We start from the raw sequence: 19,421 nt of genomic DNA on the forward strand, positions 1-19,421 counted from the left end.
CGGCGCACCGCACATCACAGCATCACAAGTGCAAACAGGGGCCGTGCCGCGAGGTGCGGCCCTTTTTCGCGTTCTGCCCGAATGGTTCGTCGGATTCATGCGACGCCATGACCAATGGCAGATGCACCTTTGAAAAGCTTCGCTTACATTCGACGGCCCCCGCCACGCCCCGCCAGTGAATCCAAGTTCTTCCAGCCCCTCCGCCAGCCCTCCTGCCACCCCGAGCGCGCGTGTCAAACGCGTCCTGCTGATCCAGTACTCGCAGACCGGGCAGCTCGACCGCGTGGCCGGGCAGATCGCTGCGCCGCTGCGCGCCGACCCGGGCATCGAACTGCATGTGGAAACGCTGCGGCCGCTGCAGAGCTTTCCCTGGCCCTGGCCGTTCCTGACCTTCTTCGACGCGTTTCCCGAGTCGGCCCACATGAAGCCGGGCCCGCTGGCGCCGCTCGCGCTCACGGGCGACGAAGACTTCGACCTTGTCATCCTGCCGTACCAGGTCTGGTTCCTGGCGCCCGCGCAGCCGATTGCAGCCTTCTTGCAGCACCCCGTGGCGGCGCCGCTGCTCAAGGGAAAACCCGTGGTCACGGTCATTGCGTGCCGCAACATGTGGCTGCTGGCCCACGAAAAGCTCAAGGGCCTGCTCGCCGCCACCGGCGCGCGCCTGATCGACAACGTGGTGCTGACCGACCCCGGTCCCACGCTGGCCACCTTCTTCACCACGCCGGCCTGGCTGATCTGGGGCCGCAAGCGCGGCTTCTGGGGCATGCCCGATGCGGGCCTGAGCGAGGAGCAGATCCGCGGCTGCAGCCGCTTCGGCCGCGCCCTGCGCGACGCGCTGCACGCAGGTAAAGAGCAGGACGATGCGCCCTTGCTGACCGGGCTGGGCGCGGTGCGGGCCGACGCGCGCCTGCTGGTCAGCGAGAAGGCCGGCACGCGCAGCTTCTACCTCTGGGGCAAGCTGATCATGGCGGCCGGCGGGCCGGGCGCGGCGGTGCGCAAACCGCTGCTGCTGCTGTACGTGTTGTTTCTGCTGGCGCTGATCGTTACCGTCGTGCCGGTGAGCCTGACGCTTCAAGCGCTGCTGCGGCCGTTGTTCCGAGGGTGGCTGACTAAAATGACCGCTCAATTCGAGCGCCCGTCGGGCTCTGCCACGGACCGGCTCCCTCTTTATGACGACTGATGTTTTCCTGACCCGCACCGCTGCCTTCCTGCCTTTTTCTCCGGTCAGCAACGAAGACATCGAAGAAGTGCTGGGTCGCATCGGCGGCAAGGTGTCGCGTGCGCGACGCCTCATCCTGCGCAGCAACGGCATCCAGTCGCGCCACTACGCCATCGACCGCGCCACCGGCCAGCTGGCCATGACCAACGCACAGCTCACCGCCGCGGCCATCCGCGCGCTGGGCGACGACATCGGCCCGGTCGACTGCCTGGCCACCGGCACCTCGCTGCCCGACCAGCTCATGCCCAACCACGCGGTGATGGTGCACGGCGAACTCGGCTGGCCCCGGCTCGAGGTGGTGGCCTGCGCCGGCATCTGCCTGGCCGGCGCGGCGGCGCTCAAGCATGCGTGGCTGTCGGTGCGTGCGGGCGATGCACGCCGTGCGGTCGCCACGGGCTCCGAGCTGGCCTCGGCCGTGATGCGCGGCATCAACTTCGAGGCCGAGCTCGAACACAAGATCGAAGCGCTCGAAGCGCGCCCCGAGATCGCCTTCGAGAAAGACTTCCTGCGCTGGATGCTGTCCGACGGCGCCGGCGCGGTGCTGCTGGAGCGCGAGCCGCGCGGGCCGCTGTCGCTGCGCGTCGAATGGATCGAGCTGTCGTCGGCGGCGCACGAGCTGCCGGTGTGCATGTATGCGGGTGCCGACAAGAACGCGCAGGGCGGCCTCGACGGCTGGGCCCGCACCTCGCCCGCCGACTGGCAGCGCGACTCGACCTTCGCCGTCAAGCAGGACGTGCGCCTGCTCAACGACAACATCGTGCGCGCCACGCTGACCGAGCCGCTCGCAGCCATCATCGAACGCCGCGGGCTGAAGACCGACGACATCGACTGGTTTCTGCCGCACCTGTCGTCGCACTATTTCGTCGAGCCCGTGGCCGCCAGCCTGGCCTCGCTGGGCCTGCCGATTCCGCGCGAGCGCTGGTTCAGCAACCTCGCGACCAAGGGCAACACCGGCTCGGCCTCGCCGTACATCATGCTGGACGAGCTGTTCCGTTCCGGTCGCATCAAGCCCGGCCAGAAGTTGCTGATGTTCGTGCCGGAAAGCGGTCGCTTTTCGAGCGGCTTCATCTACCTGGAGGCTGTGTAGCCATGGACCTCGATGCCGTGCCACAGGAGGGCAACGCGACCCTCGCCGGCCATTCCAAGCTGATGTACGCCCGCGATGCGCAAGGCCGCGTCGTCACCACGACGTCCAAGGGCTGGGAGGCGGAAGAGATCGTCACCAGCCACGCGGTCGACGTGCTGGTCGAGCAGGCACAGGAGGCCAAGACGCGCGTGAAGGCCGGGCTGGCTTCGCCGCTCGAATACTGGATGTACGAGCGCCGCATGGACGTGGCGCTGCTCTCGCAGACCAGCGGCTTCTGGCAGTGGCGCGTGCGCCGCCACCTGCAGCCCCGCCATTTCGCCGCGCTGTCGCCGACCCAGCTCGCACGCTACGGCCAGGCGCTGGGGCTGCCCGTTTCCACCCTGCAAGGCCTGCCGTGAACTTCCAACACCAACAGGCGGCGCACTGCGAAAGCGGCGTCATCTCCAGCCTCATGCGCCACCATGGCGCGCCGATGAGCGAGGCGATGGCGCTGGGGTTGTCGTCGGCGCTGTCGTTCGCCTACCTGCCGTTCATCAAGCTGTCGGGCCTGCCGCTCATCTCGTACCGCATGCCGCCCAAGGCGATCATCAAGGGCCTGCTGGCACCGATGGCCGCGCGCTTTCGCTTCGAGACCTTCCGCAGCCCGCAAGCAGGGCAGCAGCGGCTCGACGCGCTGCTGGCCGACGGTCAGCTCGTGGGCCTGCAGACCTCGGTCTACTGGCTGCCGTACTTTCCGCCGAACATGCGCTTCCATTTCAACGCGCACAACCTGCTGGTCTACGGCAAGGACGGCGACGACTACCTGATCAGCGACCCCGTGTTCGAGGAACCCGTGCGCTGCGCGAGCGAAGACCTGTCGCGCGCGCGCTTCGCCAAGGGCGTGCTCGCGCCCAAGGGGCTCATGTACTACCCGCAGGCCATCGAGCGCAAGGCGGTTGACGCCGCCTCGGTGACCAAGGCCATCCGCAAGACCGTGCGCAACATGCTCGCGCCCGTGCCCATCGTCGGCGTGCGCGGCATGCGCACGCTGGCCAAGCGCATGCAGAAGCTGTCGCCCAGCGATCCGCGCAGCGTCGACTTCATCGGCCACCTGGTGCGCATGCAGGAAGAAATCGGCACGGGCGGGGCGGGCTTCCGCTTCATCTACGCGGGCTTCCTGCAGGAGGCGGCGCAGCTGCTCGACAAACCGCAGCTCACGCAGATGTCCGAACGCCTGATCGCCATCGGCGACGGCTGGCGTGCGTTCGCACTCAAGGCCGCGCGCATGGTGAAGGGGCGCGAGCCCGTTGACCCGGTGGCGCTCGCAGGCAAGCTGCGCGAGCAGGCGCAGCAGGAAGAAACCTTCTTCCGCGACCTCAAGGCCGCGGTCGCCTGATGCTGGAGCTTCACCAGCTCGGCTACCGCTATCCGCACGCTGACAAGGCCGCGCTGGCCGACGTGTCGCTCGCCGTGCCGCGCGGTTGCGTGCTGGGCCTGCTGGGCCCGAACGGCGCCGGCAAGACCACGCTGATCTCGCACCTGTCGGGCGCGCTCGCGGTGCAGTCGGGCGACATCCGCATCGACGGCCAGCCGTTGCAGCAGGTGCGCGCCAAGGCGCCCACGCGTATTGCCGTGGCACCGCAGGACCAGGCCTTCTATCCGATGCTCACCGTGGCCGAGAACCTGGCCTGCTTCGCCGCGGCCGGCAAACTTTCGGGTGCGCGCAAGAAGGCGCGCATCGACACCTGCACGCAGTTCGCGCAGCTGGAGCAGTTCTCGGGCGTGCGCGCCGAGCGGCTGTCTGGTGGCCTGAAGCGCCGGCTTAACCTCGCGATCGCCTTGCTGCCCGAGCCCGAGCTGATGCTGTTCGACGAGCCGACCGTGGGCGTCGATCCGCAGTCGCGCGCCTTCATCCTCGATGCGATCAAGAGCCTCGCGCAGGCGGGCGCGGCCGTGATCTACGCCTCGCACTACATGGAAGAGATCGAGGCCATCGCCGACCGCGTGGCCATCCTCGACCAGGGGCGCGTGCTGCGCGAAGGCCCGCTCGACGCGCTGCTGGCGCAAAGCGCGATGCTGCTGACGCTGGCCGCCGACGGGCTCGACGCACAGATGCTGTCGCGCTTCGGCACGGTGGAGCAGGGCGCGGCGCACTGGCGCATCCACCTGAACGCGGGCAGCGGCCCCGGCCCGGTGCTGGCCGCGCTCGAAGCCGAAGGCATCGAGGTGCGCCAGGCCGAGTTCGGCCGCCACGACCTCGAGCAGCTCTTCATGGCGCTCACGCACCGTTCGCTGCGCGACTGATCGAACGCCATGCTCTTCGCGCTCATCAAGAAAGAACTGCTGGCCCTCGTGCGCGACATGCACGGGCTGGCCGTGCTGTTCGTGATGCCGATGGTCTTCATCGTGCTGATGTCGCTCACGCTGAAAGACATCTACCGCCCGCCGCTGGCCGAGCTGCGCTACGCCGTCGACGTGCGCGACAGCGGCACGCCCGCCAAGTGGCTGCTGCAGATCTGGCAGCGCAGCCACGGGGCACCGCAGCCGCTGGGCGCCGACTGGCAGGCGCGGCTGCGCAGCGGCACGCTCAAGTACGTGATCGTGCTGGAGCCCGGCCTGTCGGAAGAACTGGAATCGGCCGCGCTTTCCACGCGCGCCCACATCCGCCTGCTGGCCGAGCCCGGCATCGACGCCAACCTGTTCAATGCGCTGCGCGCCGAGCTCATCGGTGCGTCGGGCGAACTCAAGGCGCGGCTCGCGCTGGCGGTGCCCGGCACGGCCAGCCCCGCGCCCGATGCGTCCATCCAGGCGATGGTGCAGGCCGAACGCTTTGCCACCGCCGGCCCGCGGCCCACGTCGGTGCAGCAGAACGTGCCGGCCTGGCTGGTGTTCGGCATGTTCTTCGTGGTCGCCTCGCTGTCCAGCCTGTTCGTGCAGGAGCGCGGCTCGGGCGCGCTCGGCCGGCTGCAGAGCCTGGGCGTGTCGCGCTCGATGCTGCTGGCCTCCAAGGCCTTGCCTTACCTCGGCGTGAACGCGCTGCAGGCGCTGCTGATGCTGGCGGCGGGGATCTGGCTCATGCCGATGATCGGCGGTGACGCGCTGTCGCTGTCGGGCATCCACTGGGGCGGCCTGCTGCTGTCGCTGGCGGCCGTGAGCCTGGCGGCTGTGAGCCTGTCGCTCGCGGTGGCCTGCCTCGTCAAGAGCCATGCGCAGGCCGCCACGCTCGGGCCGATGGTGAATGTGCTGATGGCGGCGGCGGGCGGCATCATGGTGCCCAAGTTCGTCATGCCGGGCTTCATGCAGCGCATGGTCGAAATCTCTCCCATGAACTGGGGGCTCGAAGCGCTGCTCACCGTGCTGCTGCGCGGCGGTGGCGCGGCCGAGGTGCTGCCGCAGGTCGGCCGGCTGGTGGCGTTCGCGGCCCTCATGTTTTTCGTGGCTGTCTTTCTGTTTCGCAGGCGCGCACCGTGACGAGCACCGTTTCTTCTCCTGAATTCATCGCCCGCCTCAAGGCCCTCGTGCTCGAGGCCGTCGAGAAAGAGCCGCCGCCCGGCGGCCTCGGCGACGACGAGCCGCTGTTCGGCCCCGAGGCGCGGCTCGACCTCGACTCGCTCGACGCGCTGCAGGTGTCGATGGCGATCCAGCAGCACTTCGGCCTGCGCATGCCCGACAGCAAGGACACGCGCCGCGCCATGACCTCGATCGCGCACCTGGCGGACCACCTGGTGCAAGCGGGCAAGGCATGAGCCTGATCCGTCCCGTGTACCTGGCGGGCATGGGCCTGGCCTGTGTGCTCGGCGACGATCTGCCGTCCGCGCTCGCAGCGCTGCGGCGCGGCGGCGTGCCGCCCACACCTGTGACCGTGGCCGACGGCCTGCAGTGGCCGGTCTATACGCTGCCCGTGCCACCCGGTGACTGGGCGCAGCGCGTGCAGCACACGGTGCGCCGCGTGGTCGCGCAGACCGGCGACGGGCTGGACCGGCAGGGACCGCTGTTCGTGGCCTCGTCGTCGCTCGACATCGGTGCCATGGAACACGCACAGCACGACGAACGGCTGAGCGGCGACCTGCAGGACTTCGCCGACATCGCCGCCGCCGCACTCGACTGGCAAGGCCCGGTCTTCACCGTTTCGACCGCCTGCACCTCGGCGCTCAATGCGATGCTGGCGGCAGCCGACATGGTGCGCGCGGGGGAGGCCCGCGAGGCGCTGGTGATCGGCGCCGAGCTCGACAACCGTTTTACCGTGGCCGGCTTCGGCGCGATGCAGCTGCTGGCGCCCGACAGCGCACGGCCCTTCGGCGCGGGACGCCAGGGGCTGGTGCTCGGCGAGGCCGTGGCGGCACTGCGGCTCGGATCGCAACCTGCGCGCTGGGCGCTGGGCGGTGGCGCCAACGTGGTCGATGGGCGCAACGCCTCGGGCACCGAGGCGAGCGCGGTGCGCGCGATGTGCCGCGAGACGCTGGCACGCAGCGGCCTGCAGCCCGCGGACATCGACCTCATCAAGGTGCAGGCCGCCGGCAGCCCGGTCAACGACGCGATCGAGGTCGAGGCGCTGCGGCAGGTGTTCGACCCCCTGCCGCCGCTGGTGTCGCTCAAGTCGGCGATCGGCCACACGCTCGGCGCGGCCGGGGCGGCGGAGCTGGCCTTGCTGGTCGGCTGCATCGAAGGCGGCGCCTGGCCGTCGGTCGGCTATGCGCTCGACGAGACGCTCGGCATCGCACTGAGCGACGGGCCGCCGGCGCGGCTGCGCCACATCCTGCTCAACGTGGTGGGCTTCGGCGGCGGGCACGCGTCGCTGGTGCTCACGGATTGCGGCGCCGCATGAGCACACCGATTTGGCGCACCGTCGCCCATGTCGTGGCGCATCCGCCGCCGGACGATTGGCGCGACGCACTCGCGACGCGCCTGGGTCGCCGGCCGCGCCGTGTCGGCCTGTGGACCGAACTCGCGATGTACGGCGCGCGCACGTGCCTCGATGCGGCCGGCGAAGCCGCGTTGCCAGCCGGTGCGCGCCTGCGCGTGACCAGCCAGCGCGGCGCGTGGGAGGCCACGCGCGCGGGGCTGGCGCAGCTCGACGCGGGCTTGCCGATGCCTTTCACTTTCATGCAGAGCCAGCCTGCGTTGATGCTGGCGGAAGTCGGACGCTGCCTCGACTGGCAGGGCGATGCGAGCTTCATGCTGTGCCGCGATCTCGCGCGTCCGCTGGCGCTGTCGCAGCTTGGTGCAGGGCTGGATGGTCTGTTGTTCGGCGTGGTGGAAGAAGCCTACGGCGATGCGCCGCCGCGCACCGAGTGGTGGCGGTTGGTGCCGACCGATCAGGCGGCGATCGAGCGCTGAAGGTTCTCGCGCGCTCGCGCTTCGAGCAGCGCATGCAGGCGCGGCGTGGCGTAGATCGCCGGGCGATCGAGAAAGCGCTGGAGGATCGCGCGCCGACGCGGCAGGCGAATCTCCTCGGGAACGAAACCGTATTCCGCATGCACCTGGCACTCGTACTCGTCGAAGCGCGCACGCTCGGCGCCGAGGATCGACAGGTCGATGTCGATGAGCAATTCAGCATCGCGGCCCTGGGGCACGGCGTCGTGGCGCGTCGCCATGACGAGCGCGTGGACGCGATCGGCCGCCGCTGCATCCACACCGGCGGCTTGCATCGCCTGCCGCGCCCAGTCCGCACTGCGTGCCTCGTTGTCATGCGCATGCACGTCGTAGATTGCGTCGTGGAACCACAGCGCCAGCGCGACTTCGCCGGGGCGTTCGGCCAGCGCCTGCTCCTGGTTGAACCACGCGAGGCATTCGCCGAGGTGCTGCATCGTGTGGTAGTGGCGCTGCGGCTCGCTGTAGCGGCGCTGCAGTTCCAGCTGCAGCGCGTGGTCGGGCGCGGCCACGCCGAGCGCGCGCCAGGCCTCTGTCCAGTTCGCGTGCAGCGCGTGCGGTGTCATGGCAGTTACTGCTCCATCGCGGCCTTGACCTCCTGGCCGAGGTCGAGCACCGACATCGCGTAGTAGCTGCTCCAGTTGTAGCGCGTGATCACGTAGAAGTTGCGCGTGCCGGCGACGTAGGTCGGCGGTGCGTCGAGGCCGTTCTGCAGCTCGATGAGCGCGAGCAGGCCCTTGTGCTTCAGGCCTTCGCCCTCGGGCACGGCGCCCGCGGCGACGAAGCTGTCGGCGCTGAAGGTCGGCAGGATGTCGGGCGCGAGCAGCAGCGCCTTCTTCAGGCGCGCTTCCTCGAAGTGCACCGGGTAGATCGACGGCATGCCCGGCGTCCAGCCGAAGCCCTTGAAGTAGCTGGCGACCGAGCCGATCACGTCGACCGGGTTGTTCACGAGGTCGATGCGGCCGTCGCCGTCGAAGTCGACCGCGTACTTGGCGATGCTGCTGGGCATGAACTGCGGCATGCCCATCGCGCCGGCGTAGCTGCCCACGGGCGTGAGCGGATCGTCGGCGGTGCGGCTTTCGGTGCTCAGGAAGCTCTCGAGCTCGCCGCGGAAGAAGGCGACGCGCTCGGCGGCGCGCGGGTGGCCCTGCGGGAAGTCGAAGGACAGCGTGGCCAGCGCATCGATCACGCGGAAGTTGCCCATGTTGCGGCCGTAGATGGTCTCGACGCCGACGATGCCGACGATGATTTCCGGCGGCACGCCGTAGGTCGCTTCGGCGCGTGCGAGCGTGTCGGCGTTGGCGCGCCAGAAGCGCACGCCGGCCGCGATGCGCACCGGGTCGATGAAGCGGCTGCGGTAGGTCTGCCAGTTCTTCACCGTGCCGACCGGGCCCGGCAGCATCAGGCGCGGCACGTTGGGCAGGAAGCGCGCGGCGCCGATGGTGGCGCGCACCCATTCACGGTCGAGGTTGCGGCGCTGGGCGACGTCGTCGGCGAAAGCCATGGCGTCGTCGCGCGTGGCGTACGGGGTGCTGCCACGCACCGGCGTGACGGCGGGGCGGCCGTTGGCCTGAGGCTTCTGGGCCAGGGCGCCCGTGGGCCAGGCGGCGCAGGCGGCGAGGAGGGCGGTGGCGGCCACTGCGGCGCGCAAGGGCATGGGGAAGGCGTGTGACATGGACATGATTGTGCCGCCCGTGCGCATGCGCACTTTCGGGCGACACATGTGGTTGCAGCCGCGTGTCCTGTGTGTCAGGCGCGCGGTGGTGTGGGCGGCCAGGGCAGCCGGCGGAACTCGGCGCGCAGCGCGGCGAGCGATGCAGGGGTGGTGGGCGCGTAGCGCTGGGCTTCGAGCTTCAGCAGCCAGTCGCGCACGGCCTGCGCGGCGGGCCCGAAGCGGGCGTCGGCCGCCTGGGCCATCTGCCGCGGCGGCGCGGTCTCGGGCAGCGGCAGGCCCGCCTTCGCCAGTCGCGCGCGGGCCCGGCCCAGCAGGCGCAGCCACGGGTCGTGCTGGCTGCGTTCCCATAGCGTCCAGCCGGCGCCGGCCAGGCTTGCGGCCACCAGCAGGTACAGCAGCACGTAGGCCAGGTCTTCCAGGCTCGGGGCGTTGAAGCCGAGGGTCTTGAGCAGGTCGAGCTGGCGGCTCTGCGTGTAGTTGAGCACCCACTGGTTCCAGCCGTTGTTCACGGCCTCCCAGGCGGCGCGCACGTTCTGCACCAGCGTCGGGCTCATGACGCCGATGGCGCCTGCGAACAGGCCGGGCTGCGGCACGAGGCGCTGGAACTGCCCGATGCGGCCCGGTGCGACCGAGCCGGTCGGGTCGACGCGCACCCAGCCCGCGCCCTCTTGCCAGACCTCGGCCCAGGCGTGCGCGTCGCTTTGGCGCACCACCCAGTAGTTGTCGACGTTGTTGAGCTCGCCGCCCTGGTAGCCGGTGACGATGCGCGCCGGAATCTGCAGGTTGCGCATCAGCACGACGAAGGCCGAGGCGATGTGCTCGCAGAAGCCTTCCTTGCGGTCGAACCAGAACTCGTCGGCGGTCTCGTTGCCGTACACGCCGGGCTCCAGCGTGTAGGTGTAGCCGCCGGTGCGCAGGCGTTGCAACGCGGCCTGCACGAAGGCCTGCGCATCGGCGCCGGCCAGCGTGGGGTCTGCGCGCATCTGGGCGGCGAGTGCGGCGGTGCGCGGGTTGCTGCCGGGCGGCAGCGCCAGGTAGGGCTGGAGCCGGCTGCCCGTGCGCACGATCGGGCCGCTCTGGAACTGCGGGTGGCTTTCGGCGCGGTAGCGGACGAGGTCGGTGATCGGCCGGTTCACGAACCACTGCAGGTCGGGCGTGCCAGTGACCTCGTAGCCGGGCAGCTCGGGCGCACGCGGCGCAGCGTCGAGCGTGAGCAGCCACGGGCGCTGGCTGGCTTCGAGCGTGACCTCGTAGCGCACCGACTCGCCGCGCGTGCGCAGGTTCGACACCGACTGCCCGCTGCGCGCCCACGTCGGCAGCGCCGTCCATTCGCGGCCGTCGAACTGCGCGAGCACGGGGCCGCGGAAGTAGAGCTGGCTTTGCGGCGGCGCGCGGTTGTCATCGAACTTGATGCGCGCGGCGATGCTCCCATCGAGCGCCAGCTCGGCGATGGTGCCGACCCGCATCGTGTTCGACAGCCCGCTGCGCCCGGCCATGGCGTCGCCGGGCGTGCCCCACAGCGGCGCGAAGCGCGGGAACAGCAGGAACAGCGCGAGCATCACCGGCGCGCCCGCCAGCGCCATCCAGCCGGCGGTGCGCGCGGCCTGCATCAGCGGCGGCCGGCCCACCGGCATGTGGGCGTTGACCAGCGCCGTCAGCAGGCCCAGCAGCGCCAGCAGCATGGTGAAGGCGGTGAGTAGCGACTGCGAATAGAAGAAGTTCGTGAGCATCGCGAAGAAGCCCAGGAAGAAGACCACGAAGGCGTCGCGCCGCGCGCGCAGCTCCAGCGTCTTGAGCGCCAGCAGGCACACGACCAGCGTCACGCCCGCGTCGCGGCCCAGCAGCGTGCGGTGGGTGGCGTAGGTGCCGGCCAGCGCCAGCGCCAGCAGTGCGATGCGCCACCACTTGCTGGGCAGCGGGCGCGCCTGCACCGCCAGCGAGGCGCGCCACAGCAGCACCATGGCAGTGATGGCCGAGCACCACCACGGCAGTTCGTTCACCTGAGGCAGCAGGATCAGGCCGATGACGCAGAGCAGGAACAGCGTGTCCCGTGCATCCCTCGGCAGTGCGGTGAGTTCGCGTGCGACCCGGTTCATGCGGCGACCTCGTTCATGCGCACAGCGCCAGCGCCTCGAGGCAGGCGCGCCGGTGCGCTTCGCCCTGCGACGGGTTCACCGTGCGCCCGGCCACGCGCACGCCGTAGTCCACGCCGAGCCGGTCGGCCATCAGCACCCAGGCGCACAGGCGCGACAGACGGGCTTCGGTGTCGGGCAGCGCGGCCGCTTGCGCGTCGAGCCAGAGTTCTTCGCGCTGCGTGTGCTGGGTGTCGCGGCTCACGAGGTCTTCGGAGCCGTTGGCCTGCGCGCGCGCGGCCTTCTTCCAGACCACGAGCTTGAGCGGGTCGCCGCGGCGGTAGGCGCGCACGCCGTCGTACTCGCCGGCGTTCTGCGCCCGCATCGCGGCCGACGCGGCGGCCGGGCCGGACAGGGGCTCACCAGGCGGCAGTGGCGGCGGATGGGCTTCGGGCGTCGGGTACACGAGCATCTGCGCGGCCGGCCGCCAGACCGACCACACGCGGAAGGTGCCGAGCGGAAAGCGCGTCTCGGCCGTCAGCGGCGGCACCGGGTGCAGGCCGCGCCGCTCGGGCTGGAAGGCGATCTCCACGGTGGACGTGCCTTCGGCCGGCACGTCGGTCCATGCCCACTGGCCGCTGCCGCGCACCGCCATGCCGATGCCGTAGCGCACGCTGCGCCGCGTGTTGTGCAGCACCACGCGGAACACCGCGGCGGCACCCGCGAACTGCGCCTCGGGCGGCACCATGCGCAGCGCCAGCCCGCGCAAGGTGGCGTGGCACACATGCATGCCCACCGCGACGCTGCCGGCCAGCAGGAAGGTCAGCAGGTAGCCCAGGTTGAGCTGGTAGTTGATCGACGCCACCAGCAACACCAGCAGCGTGGCCGCCAGCGTCCAGCCGGCGCGCGTCGGCAGGATGTAGACGTTGCGCTGGGTGAGTTCGAGCGTGTCCGACGGCAGCCGACGCGAAAGAAACCAGCCGTCGAGGCGCGAACGCAGGACGCCGACAGGGTTCACGGCAGCGGCACCGCGGCGATCATCGCGCGCACCTGTTCGACCGCGCCGCGCCCCGCGTCGCCCACGGGCGTGAGGCGGTGCGCGATCGTCTGCGGCAGCACGGCCTGGATGTCGTCGGGCGCCACGTAGCTGCGGTTGGCCAGCAGCGCCTGCGCCTTGGCGGCGCGCAGCACGGCAATGCCCGCGCGCGGCGACAGGCCCTGCAAAAACCAGTGGCCCGAGCGGGTCGCGGCGATCAGGTCCTGCAGGTAGTTCAGCAGCGGCTCGGCCGCATGCACCTGCTGCACGCGCTGCTGCAGGGCGGTGAGTTCGCCCGCGGTCAGCAGGGCGGGCAGGCCGGCGAGCATCTCGCGGCGGTCGGCGCCTGCGAGCAGCTGGCGCTCGGCGGCGCGGTCGGGGTAGCCCAGCGAGATGCGCATCAGGAAGCGGTCGAGCTGCGATTCGGGCAGCGCGAAGGTGCCGAGCTGGTCCTGCGGGTTCTGCGTGGCGATCACGAAGAAGGGCGTGGGCAGGGGGCGGGTCTCGCCCTCGACCGTGACCTGCTTTTCTTCCATCGCCTCGAGCAGCGCGCTCTGGGTCTTGGGGCTGGCGCGGTTGATTTCGTCGGCCAGCAGCACCTGCGCAAAGATCGGCCCGGGGTGGAACACGAAGGCCTGTTGCCCCCGGTCGTAGATCGCCACGCCCGACAGGTCACCCGGCATCAGGTCGGCCGTGAACTGCACGCGCGAGAACTGCAAGCCGAAAGTGTGCGAGAGCGCATGGGCCAGGGTGGTCTTGCCGACCCCCGGCACGTCCTCGATCAGCAGGTGTCCGCCGGCCAGCAAACAGGCCACGCAGTCGCGCACTTGGGCATCTTTGCCAACAATCACCGTGTTAAGCTGACTCAGCAAAGAGGCTAGCTTCGCGGCTACGTCCATATTTGTATCCATATGCAAACGATACCGTAAGACCTTGCGGCCCCATGCCGTGTGAGGTCTAGACGCGACGACACGAGACATGGCGAGAGATGGGCAAGACAGGCTACTTCACGCATCGCGACTTCTGGAAGCACGACATGGGCAACGGGCATCCCGAATGCCCTGAGCGGCTGGATGCCATCGAAGACCGGTTGTTGCTGACTGGCGTCGGCGACGCGCTGGCGCGGGGCGAGGTGCCCCTGGCCACGCTGGAACAGATCACCCGGGCCCACAGCCACGCGCATGTCGAGCACCTCGAGGAGCTGCAGCAGCGCCTCGTGGCCGATGCGCCCGCCGGCGGCCCCGACCACGCGCAGGTCGACCCCGACACCGTGCTCACCCGATTCACCCTGCTGGCCGCGCGCCGCGCCGCCGGTGCCGCCGTCGCCGCCACCGATGCCGTGATGGCCGGCGAGATCGAGAACGCTTTCTGCCCCGTGCGCCCGCCGGGCCACCATGCCTGCCGCGAGCAGGCGATGGGCTTCTGCTTCTTCAACAACGTGGCCATTGCCGCGCGGCACGCGCTCGAGGTGCACGGCCTGGACCGCGTGGCCATCGTCGATTTCGACGTGCACCACGGCAACGGCACCGAGAACATCCTGTCGAACGACCCGCGCGTGCTGATGGTCGGGTTCTTCCAGCACCCGTTCTATCCGTACAGCGGCACCGAGCATCCGGCCTCGAACATGCTCAACCTGCCGATCCCGGCCTACACCAAGGGCATGGATGTGCGCGAGCTGGTCGAGGCGATCTGGATGCCGCGGCTCGACGCCTTCAAGCCGCAGATGGTCTTCATCAGCGCCGGTTTCGATGCCCACCGCGAGGACGAGCTGGGCCAACTCGGCCTCAATGAAAACGACTTCGCCTGGATCACCGGCCGCGTGCGCGATGTCGCCAAGCGCCATGCGCGCGGGCGCATCGTCTCGCTGCTCGAGGGCGGCTATCACCTCGACGCCCTGGCGCGCAGCGTGGAAGCGCACATCCGCGTGCTGGCAGACCTCTAACGCAGACGGCGCCCGCGGGGCGCCATGTTTCTTTCATCGATGAATTTCAATTTCGACGACTTCCTTCTGCGCCTGAAACAGGTCGACGCGCACGGCCTGGGCATCGAACTGGCCGTGCTCGTGACCTGTGTGGCCGTGGCATGGGCCGTGTGCAAATGGTTCGGCCGCGATCAGCCCAAAGATTCGATCTGGTTCGGCGAGCGCACCTTCGATGGCCTGCTGTTCCCGCTGCTCGCACTGGTGCTCACCGGCATCGCGCGCCGCGTGGCGCTCGATCTGCTGCCCGTGGTGCTGGTGCTGCGCATCGCCGTGCCGGTGTTCCTGTCGCTGGCGGTCATCCGGCTGTTCGCGCGCGTGCTGCGGGCCGTGTTCCCGACCTCCAGCCTGGTGCGGCTGATCGAACGCACGATCTCGTGGCTGGCCTGGATCGCCGCCGTGCTGTGGATCGTCGGCCTGCTGCCGCCGGTGCTGGCCGAACTCGACGACATCACGCTGGCCTTCGGCAAGACCCGCGTGAGCCTGCAGACCATCATCCAGGGCGCGCTGTCGGCCGGGCTGGTGCTGATGATCGCGCTGTGGATCGCCAGCACCATCGAGAAGCGCATCCTGCGCGAGGCCGTGAGCGACCTGTCGATGCGCAAGGTGGCGTCGAACGCGGTGCGTGCCTTCCTGCTGCTGATCGGTCTGCTGTTCGCACTGTCGGCGGTGGGGGTCGACCTCACGGCGCTGTCGGTGCTGGGCGGTGCGCTCGGCGTGGGCCTGGGCTTCGGCCTGCAGAAGCTGGCGGCCAACTACGTGAGCGGTTTCGTGATCCTGCTGGAGCGCTCGATCCGCATCGGCGACAACGTGAAGGTCGACACCTTCGAGGGTCGCATCACCGACATCAAGACGCGCTACACGCTCATTCGCGCGGGCAACGGGCGCGAAGCCATCGTGCCGAACGAATCGCTCATCACCAGCCGGGTCGAGAACCTGTCGCTGGCCGATCGCAAGTTCAACATCACCACCAACATCGTGGTCGGCTACGAGAGCGACGTGGCGCAGGTGCAGGGCATTTTGTGCGACGCCGCCAAGGCCCAGCCGCGCGTCATGACCGACCCGGCGCCCGTGGCCTACCTCGTCACCTTTGCGCCCGACGGCCTGGAGTTCAGCCTGAACTTCTGGGTTGCCGACCCTGACAAGGGCAAGGACAACGTGCGCTCGGCCATCAACATCGCCATCCTCGAAGGACTGCGGGCCGCCCGCATTGACATTCCCTATCCGCAGCGGGTGCTGCGAGTGGAATCTTTGCCGGCGGGTGTGGCCGCAGCGCCTCCCGCTGTTTTATAATCACGGAAAAGCACGATCGTTCTTTTTTTGAGCCCTCGAGGCCGACAAGAAGAATGGAGTAGCAGCCAAGGCCGGCGTCCTAAAATGGCCGGCTGCTCTCGAAGCCCCCCTTTTGCAATCCAATGGAGTCAAGTCAATGAAGGTTCTTGTGCCTGTCAAACGGGTCGTCGATTACAACGTGAAGGTGCGCGTCAAGAGCGACGGCACCGGGGTGGACATTGCCAACGTCAAGATGAGCATGAACCCCTTCGACGAGATCGCTGTCGAAGAGGCGGTTCGCCTGAAGGAAAAGGGCCTAGTGACCGAAGTCATCGCCGTGTCCTGCGGTGATGCCAAATGCCAGGAAACCCTGCGCACCGCGATGGCCATCGGTGCCGACCGCGGCATCCTGGTCGAGACCACCGAAGAGCTGCAACCGCTGGCTGTTGCCAAGCTGCTCAAGGCACTGGTCGACAAGGAACAGCCCCAGCTGATCATCCTCGGCAAGCAAGCCATCGACGACGACGCCAACCAGACCGGCCAGATGCTGGCTGCTTTGGCCGACCTGCCGCAAGCCACCTTCGCCTCGAAGGTCGAGCTCGCAGCCGACAAGGTCACCGTCGCACGCGAAGTCGACGGCGGCATGGAAACGCTGACGCTCACGCTGCCCGCCGTCATCACGACCGACCTGCGCCTGAACGAGCCGCGCTACGTGACGCTGCCCAACATCATGAAGGCCAAGAAGAAGCAGCTGGACATCTTCAAGCCCGAAGACCTGGGCGTGGACGTGAAGCCCCGCCTGAAGACCCTCAAGGTCAGCGAGCCGCCGAAGCGCGGTGCCGGCATCAAGGTGCCTGACGTTGCCACCCTGGTGGACAAGCTCAAGAACGAAGCCAAAGTGATCTGAGGAAGAAACGAACATGACCGCACTCGTCATTGCCGAACACGACCACGCCAGCATCAAGCCGGCCACCCTCAACACCGTGACTGCAGCGCTGGCTTGCGGTGGCGACGTCCACATCCTCGTGGCCGGTGCCAACGCCGCCGAAGCCGCCAAGGCCGCCGCGCAGATCGCCGGCGTGTCCAAGGTGATCGCTGCCGACAGCGCATCGCTGGCTGAGAACCTCGCCGAGAACGTCGCAGCCCAAGTGCTCGCGATCGCAGCGAACTACAGCCACATCCTGTTCCCCTCGACCGCCAACGGCAAGAACGTCGCTCCGCGCGTGGCTGCCAAGCTGGACGTGGCACAGATCAGCGACATCACCAAGGTCGACAGCCCGGATACGTTCGAGCGCCCGATCTACGCCGGCAACGCCATTGCCACCGTGCAGAGCACCGACGCCACCAAGGTGATCACCGTGCGCACGACCGGCTTCGACGCCGCAGCCGCCACCGGTGGCAGCGCCACCGTTGAAACCGCTGAAGGCGTCGCAGACAGCGGCAAGAGCAGCTTCGTCGGCCGCGAAGTCACGAAGAGCGAACGCCCTGAACTGACCGCCGCAAAGATCATCGTCTCCGGTGGCCGTGCCCTGGGCAGCGCCGAGAAGTTCACCGAAGTGATGGCCCCGCTGGCCGACAAGCTCAACGCAGGCCTGGGCGCCAGCCGCGCCGCCGTCGACGCAGGCTACGCCCCTAACGACTGGCAAGTGGGCCAGACCGGCAAGATCGTCGCGCCGCAGCTGTACATCGCCGCGGGCATCTCGGGCGCCATCCAGCATCTGGCCGGCATGAAGGACTCGAAGGTCATCGTCGCGATCAACAAGGACGAAGAAGCCCCGATCTTCTCGGTGGCCGACTACGGCCTCGTGGCCGACCTGTTCACGGCCGTGCCGGAACTCGTGAAGGCGCTCTGATCGCTTCAGCGCATTGAGCCAGAAGGCATCGTTCGCGATGCCTTTTTTACATCTGCCGCATCCGCCGCGGCCCCTGGAGAGAAGAGACATGAGCTACACCGCCCCCCTCAAGGACATGCTGTTCGACATCGAACACCTGGCCAACATCGGCGAGATCGCCAAGCTGCCCGGTTTTGAAGACGCCGGCCTCGAAACCGCACAGGCCGTGCTCGAAGAGTGCGCGCGCTTCAACCAGGACGTGGTGGCGCCGCTCAACGTTGAAGGCGACCGCAACCCCTCGTCATTCAAGGACGGCGAAGTCACCACCAGCAAGGGCTTCAAGGACGCCTTCGCGCAGTACGTGTCGGGCGGTTGGCAGGGCCTGCAGCATCCGGCGGACTTCGGCGGCCAGGGCCTGCCCAAGACCATCGGCGCGGCTTGCGGCGAAATGCTCAACTCGGCCAACATGAGCTTCGCGCTGTGCCCGCTGCTGAGCGACGGCGCCATCGAGGCGCTGCTCACGGCCGGCTCCGACGAGCTCAAGGCCATCTATCTTGAGAAGCTCGTGAGCGGCCAGTGGACCGGCACGATGAACCTCACCGAGCCGCAGGCCGGCAGCGACCTGGCCATGGTGCGCAGCCGTGCCGAGCCACAGCCCGACGGCACCTACAAAGTGTTCGGCACCAAGATCTTCATCACCTACGGTGAGCACGACATGGCCGAGAACATCGTGCACCTCGTGCTGGCCCGCGTGACCGGCGCGCCCGAAGGCGTGAAGGGCATCAGCCTGTTCGTGGTGCCGAAGTTCATGGTCAACGCCGACGGTTCGCTCGGCGCGCGCAACGACGTGCACTGCGTGAGCATCGAGCACAAGATGGGCATCAAGGCATCGCCCACCGCCGTGCTGCAGTACGGCGACCACGGCGGCGCCGTCGGCTACCTCGTGGGCCAGGAAAACCGTGGCCTCGAGTACATGTTCATCATGATGAACTCGGCCCGCTACGCCGTGGGCATGCAGGGCATCGCGATTGCCGAGCGCGCCTACCAGCACGCCGTGGCCTACGCCAAGGACCGCGTGCAGAGCCGCCCGGTTGATGGTTCGATCAACGCCAGCGCGCCCATCATTCACCACCCGGATGTGAAGCGCATGCTGATGACGATGCGTGCCTACACCGAAGGCTGCCGCGCGATGGCCTCGGTGGCCGCTGCCGCGTATGACGCCGCGCACCATCACCCCGATGCCGACGCGCGCAAGCAGAACCAGGCCTTCTACGAATTCATGGTGCCGCTGGTCAAGGGCTACAGCACCGAGATGAGCCTCGAAGTGACCTCGCTGGGCGTGCAGGTGCACGGCGGCATGGGCTTCATCGAAGAGACGGGCGCGGCGCAGTACTACCGCGACGCGAAGATCCTCACGATCTACGAAGGCACCACCGCGATCCAGGCCAACGACCTCGTGGGCCGCAAGACCGCACGCGACGGTGGCCAGACGGCCAAGGCGATTGCCGCGCAGATCGAGAAGACCGAGGCCGAGCTCGCCAAGAGCGACAGCGCCGCAGCCGCCGCCGTGCTCAAGCGCCTGACCGCTGCGCGCCTCGCCTTCATCGACGTGGTCGATTTCGTCGCCGGCCAGACCAAGGCCTCGCCGAACGCCGTGTTCTCGGGCAGCGTGCCGTACCTCATGCTCGCGGGCAACCTCGTGGCCGGCTGGCAGCTTGCGCGTTCGCTCATCGTGGCGCAGGACCAGGCTTCGCACAACGTCGACGTCGCCTTCATGCAGGCCAAGATCGCCACCGCGCGCTTCTACGCCGAGCACATCCTGAACAAGGTGCCGGGCATTCGCGACAGCATCGTCGAAGGCGCCGACAGCGTCACGGCGCTGGCGCTCGAAGCGTTCTGAT

At 68.8% G+C, this 19,421-nt stretch carries 19 protein-coding genes; 14 read left to right on the top strand and 5 right to left on the bottom strand.

Annotation, left to right across the window (positions count from 1 at the left end):
* Window positions 1-175: 175 nt before the first annotated feature.
* The 9 genes from IG196_RS10960 to IG196_RS11000 are packed head-to-tail and all read left to right on the top strand — an operon-like array spanning window position 176 to window position 7,622.
* On the top strand, window positions 176-1,180 hold the full coding sequence (locus IG196_RS10960) for a dialkylrecorsinol condensing enzyme (protein ID WP_225617003.1): 1,005 nt from the start codon (window positions 176-178) through the stop codon (window positions 1,178-1,180).
* Window positions 1,170-2,306 carry a beta-ketoacyl-ACP synthase III gene (locus IG196_RS10965; protein ID WP_192196166.1) on the top strand — a complete coding sequence of 379 codons (1,137 nt, stop codon included), beginning with the start codon at window positions 1,170-1,172 and terminating at the stop codon, window positions 2,304-2,306. The genes IG196_RS10960 and IG196_RS10965 overlap by 11 nt, the downstream gene beginning before the upstream one ends.
* A 2-nt stretch (window positions 2,307-2,308) precedes the next feature.
* Complete coding sequence (locus IG196_RS10970; protein WP_192196167.1) at window positions 2,309-2,704, top strand: hypothetical protein; 396 nt, start codon at window positions 2,309-2,311, stop codon at window positions 2,702-2,704.
* A complete protein-coding gene (locus IG196_RS10975; RefSeq protein WP_070059462.1) occupies window positions 2,701-3,681 on the top strand; it encodes a BtrH N-terminal domain-containing protein in 981 nt (326 codons plus the stop codon). Before IG196_RS10970 ends, IG196_RS10975 begins: the two co-directional genes overlap by 4 nt.
* A complete protein-coding gene (locus tag IG196_RS10980; RefSeq protein WP_192196168.1) occupies window positions 3,681-4,589 on the top strand; it encodes an ABC transporter ATP-binding protein in 909 nt (302 codons plus the stop codon). Before IG196_RS10975 ends, IG196_RS10980 begins: the two co-directional genes overlap by 1 nt.
* Window positions 4,590-4,598: 9 nt before the next feature.
* Entirely contained in the window at window positions 4,599-5,756 is a 1,158-nt protein-coding gene (locus tag IG196_RS10985) for an ABC transporter permease (RefSeq protein ID WP_192196169.1), read from the top strand.
* Window positions 5,753-6,031, top strand: a complete 279-nt coding sequence (locus IG196_RS10990; RefSeq protein WP_192196170.1) for an acyl carrier protein — start codon at window positions 5,753-5,755, stop codon at window positions 6,029-6,031. The genes IG196_RS10985 and IG196_RS10990 overlap by 4 nt, the downstream gene beginning before the upstream one ends.
* Window positions 6,028-7,110, top strand: a complete 1,083-nt coding sequence (locus IG196_RS10995; protein ID WP_192196171.1) for a beta-ketoacyl synthase N-terminal-like domain-containing protein — start codon at window positions 6,028-6,030, stop codon at window positions 7,108-7,110. Before IG196_RS10990 ends, IG196_RS10995 begins: the two co-directional genes overlap by 4 nt.
* Window positions 7,107-7,622 (top strand): hypothetical protein, encoded by a 516-nt coding sequence (locus tag IG196_RS11000; RefSeq protein ID WP_192196172.1) that lies wholly within the window; start codon window positions 7,107-7,109, stop codon window positions 7,620-7,622. Before IG196_RS10995 ends, IG196_RS11000 begins: the two co-directional genes overlap by 4 nt.
* On the opposite strand, the gene IG196_RS11005 is transcribed toward IG196_RS11000, so the two are convergent.
* The 5 genes from IG196_RS11005 to IG196_RS11025 all read right to left on the bottom strand — a co-directional run bounded on the left by IG196_RS11005 (window position 7,601) and on the right by IG196_RS11025 (window position 13,337).
* Window positions 7,601-8,221, bottom strand: a complete 621-nt coding sequence (locus tag IG196_RS11005; RefSeq protein WP_192196173.1) for an N-methyl-D-aspartate receptor NMDAR2C subunit — start codon at window positions 8,219-8,221, stop codon at window positions 7,601-7,603. The two genes, IG196_RS11000 and IG196_RS11005, sit on opposite strands and share 22 nt — an antisense overlap.
* 5 nt (window positions 8,222-8,226) lie before the next feature.
* Window positions 8,227-9,330, bottom strand: coding sequence for a lytic murein transglycosylase B (mltB, locus tag IG196_RS11010; protein ID WP_192196174.1), 1,104 nt, complete (start codon window positions 9,328-9,330; stop codon window positions 8,227-8,229).
* A gap of 74 nt (window positions 9,331-9,404) precedes the next feature.
* The gene (locus IG196_RS11015; RefSeq protein ID WP_192196175.1) at window positions 9,405-11,426 is read right to left on the bottom strand and encodes a DUF3488 and DUF4129 domain-containing transglutaminase family protein; all 2,022 of its coding nucleotides are present in this window, start codon (window positions 11,424-11,426) and stop codon (window positions 9,405-9,407) included.
* Window positions 11,427-11,439: 13 nt separating this feature from the next.
* Window positions 11,440-12,420: a DUF58 domain-containing protein gene (locus tag IG196_RS11020; RefSeq protein WP_192196176.1), complete on the bottom strand. Its 981-nt coding sequence runs from the start codon at window positions 12,418-12,420 to the stop codon at window positions 11,440-11,442.
* Window positions 12,417-13,337 carry an AAA family ATPase gene (locus IG196_RS11025; protein ID WP_192196177.1) on the bottom strand — a complete coding sequence of 307 codons (921 nt, stop codon included), beginning with the start codon at window positions 13,335-13,337 and terminating at the stop codon, window positions 12,417-12,419. Before IG196_RS11025 ends, IG196_RS11020 begins: the two co-directional genes overlap by 4 nt.
* 89 nt (window positions 13,338-13,426) lie before the next feature.
* Here IG196_RS11025 and IG196_RS11030 point away from each other — a divergent pair, with 89 nt between their 5' ends.
* The 5 genes from IG196_RS11030 to IG196_RS11050 all read left to right on the top strand — a co-directional run bounded on the left by IG196_RS11030 (window position 13,427) and on the right by IG196_RS11050 (window position 19,420).
* Window positions 13,427-14,380: a histone deacetylase family protein gene (locus IG196_RS11030; protein WP_099796365.1), complete on the top strand. Its 954-nt coding sequence runs from the start codon at window positions 13,427-13,429 to the stop codon at window positions 14,378-14,380.
* A gap of 39 nt (window positions 14,381-14,419) precedes the next feature.
* Window positions 14,420-15,709, top strand: a complete 1,290-nt coding sequence (locus tag IG196_RS11035) for a mechanosensitive ion channel family protein (RefSeq protein WP_192196178.1) — start codon at window positions 14,420-14,422, stop codon at window positions 15,707-15,709.
* A 136-nt stretch (window positions 15,710-15,845) separates the two neighbouring features.
* Window positions 15,846-16,595: an electron transfer flavoprotein subunit beta/FixA family protein gene (locus IG196_RS11040; protein WP_192196179.1), complete on the top strand. Its 750-nt coding sequence runs from the start codon at window positions 15,846-15,848 to the stop codon at window positions 16,593-16,595.
* A gap of 13 nt (window positions 16,596-16,608) precedes the next feature.
* On the top strand, window positions 16,609-17,541 hold the full coding sequence (locus IG196_RS11045) for an electron transfer flavoprotein subunit alpha/FixB family protein (RefSeq protein WP_099794995.1): 933 nt from the start codon (window positions 16,609-16,611) through the stop codon (window positions 17,539-17,541).
* 88 nt (window positions 17,542-17,629) lie between these two features.
* A complete protein-coding gene (locus tag IG196_RS11050) occupies window positions 17,630-19,420 on the top strand; it encodes an acyl-CoA dehydrogenase (protein ID WP_192196180.1) in 1,791 nt (596 codons plus the stop codon).
* Window position 19,421: the final 1 nt, after the last annotated feature.

Origin of the sequence: Variovorax sp. 38R, from assembly GCF_014843395.1 — a bacterium.
Taxonomy (GTDB): Bacteria; Pseudomonadota; Gammaproteobacteria; order Burkholderiales; family Burkholderiaceae_C; genus Variovorax; species Variovorax paradoxus_H.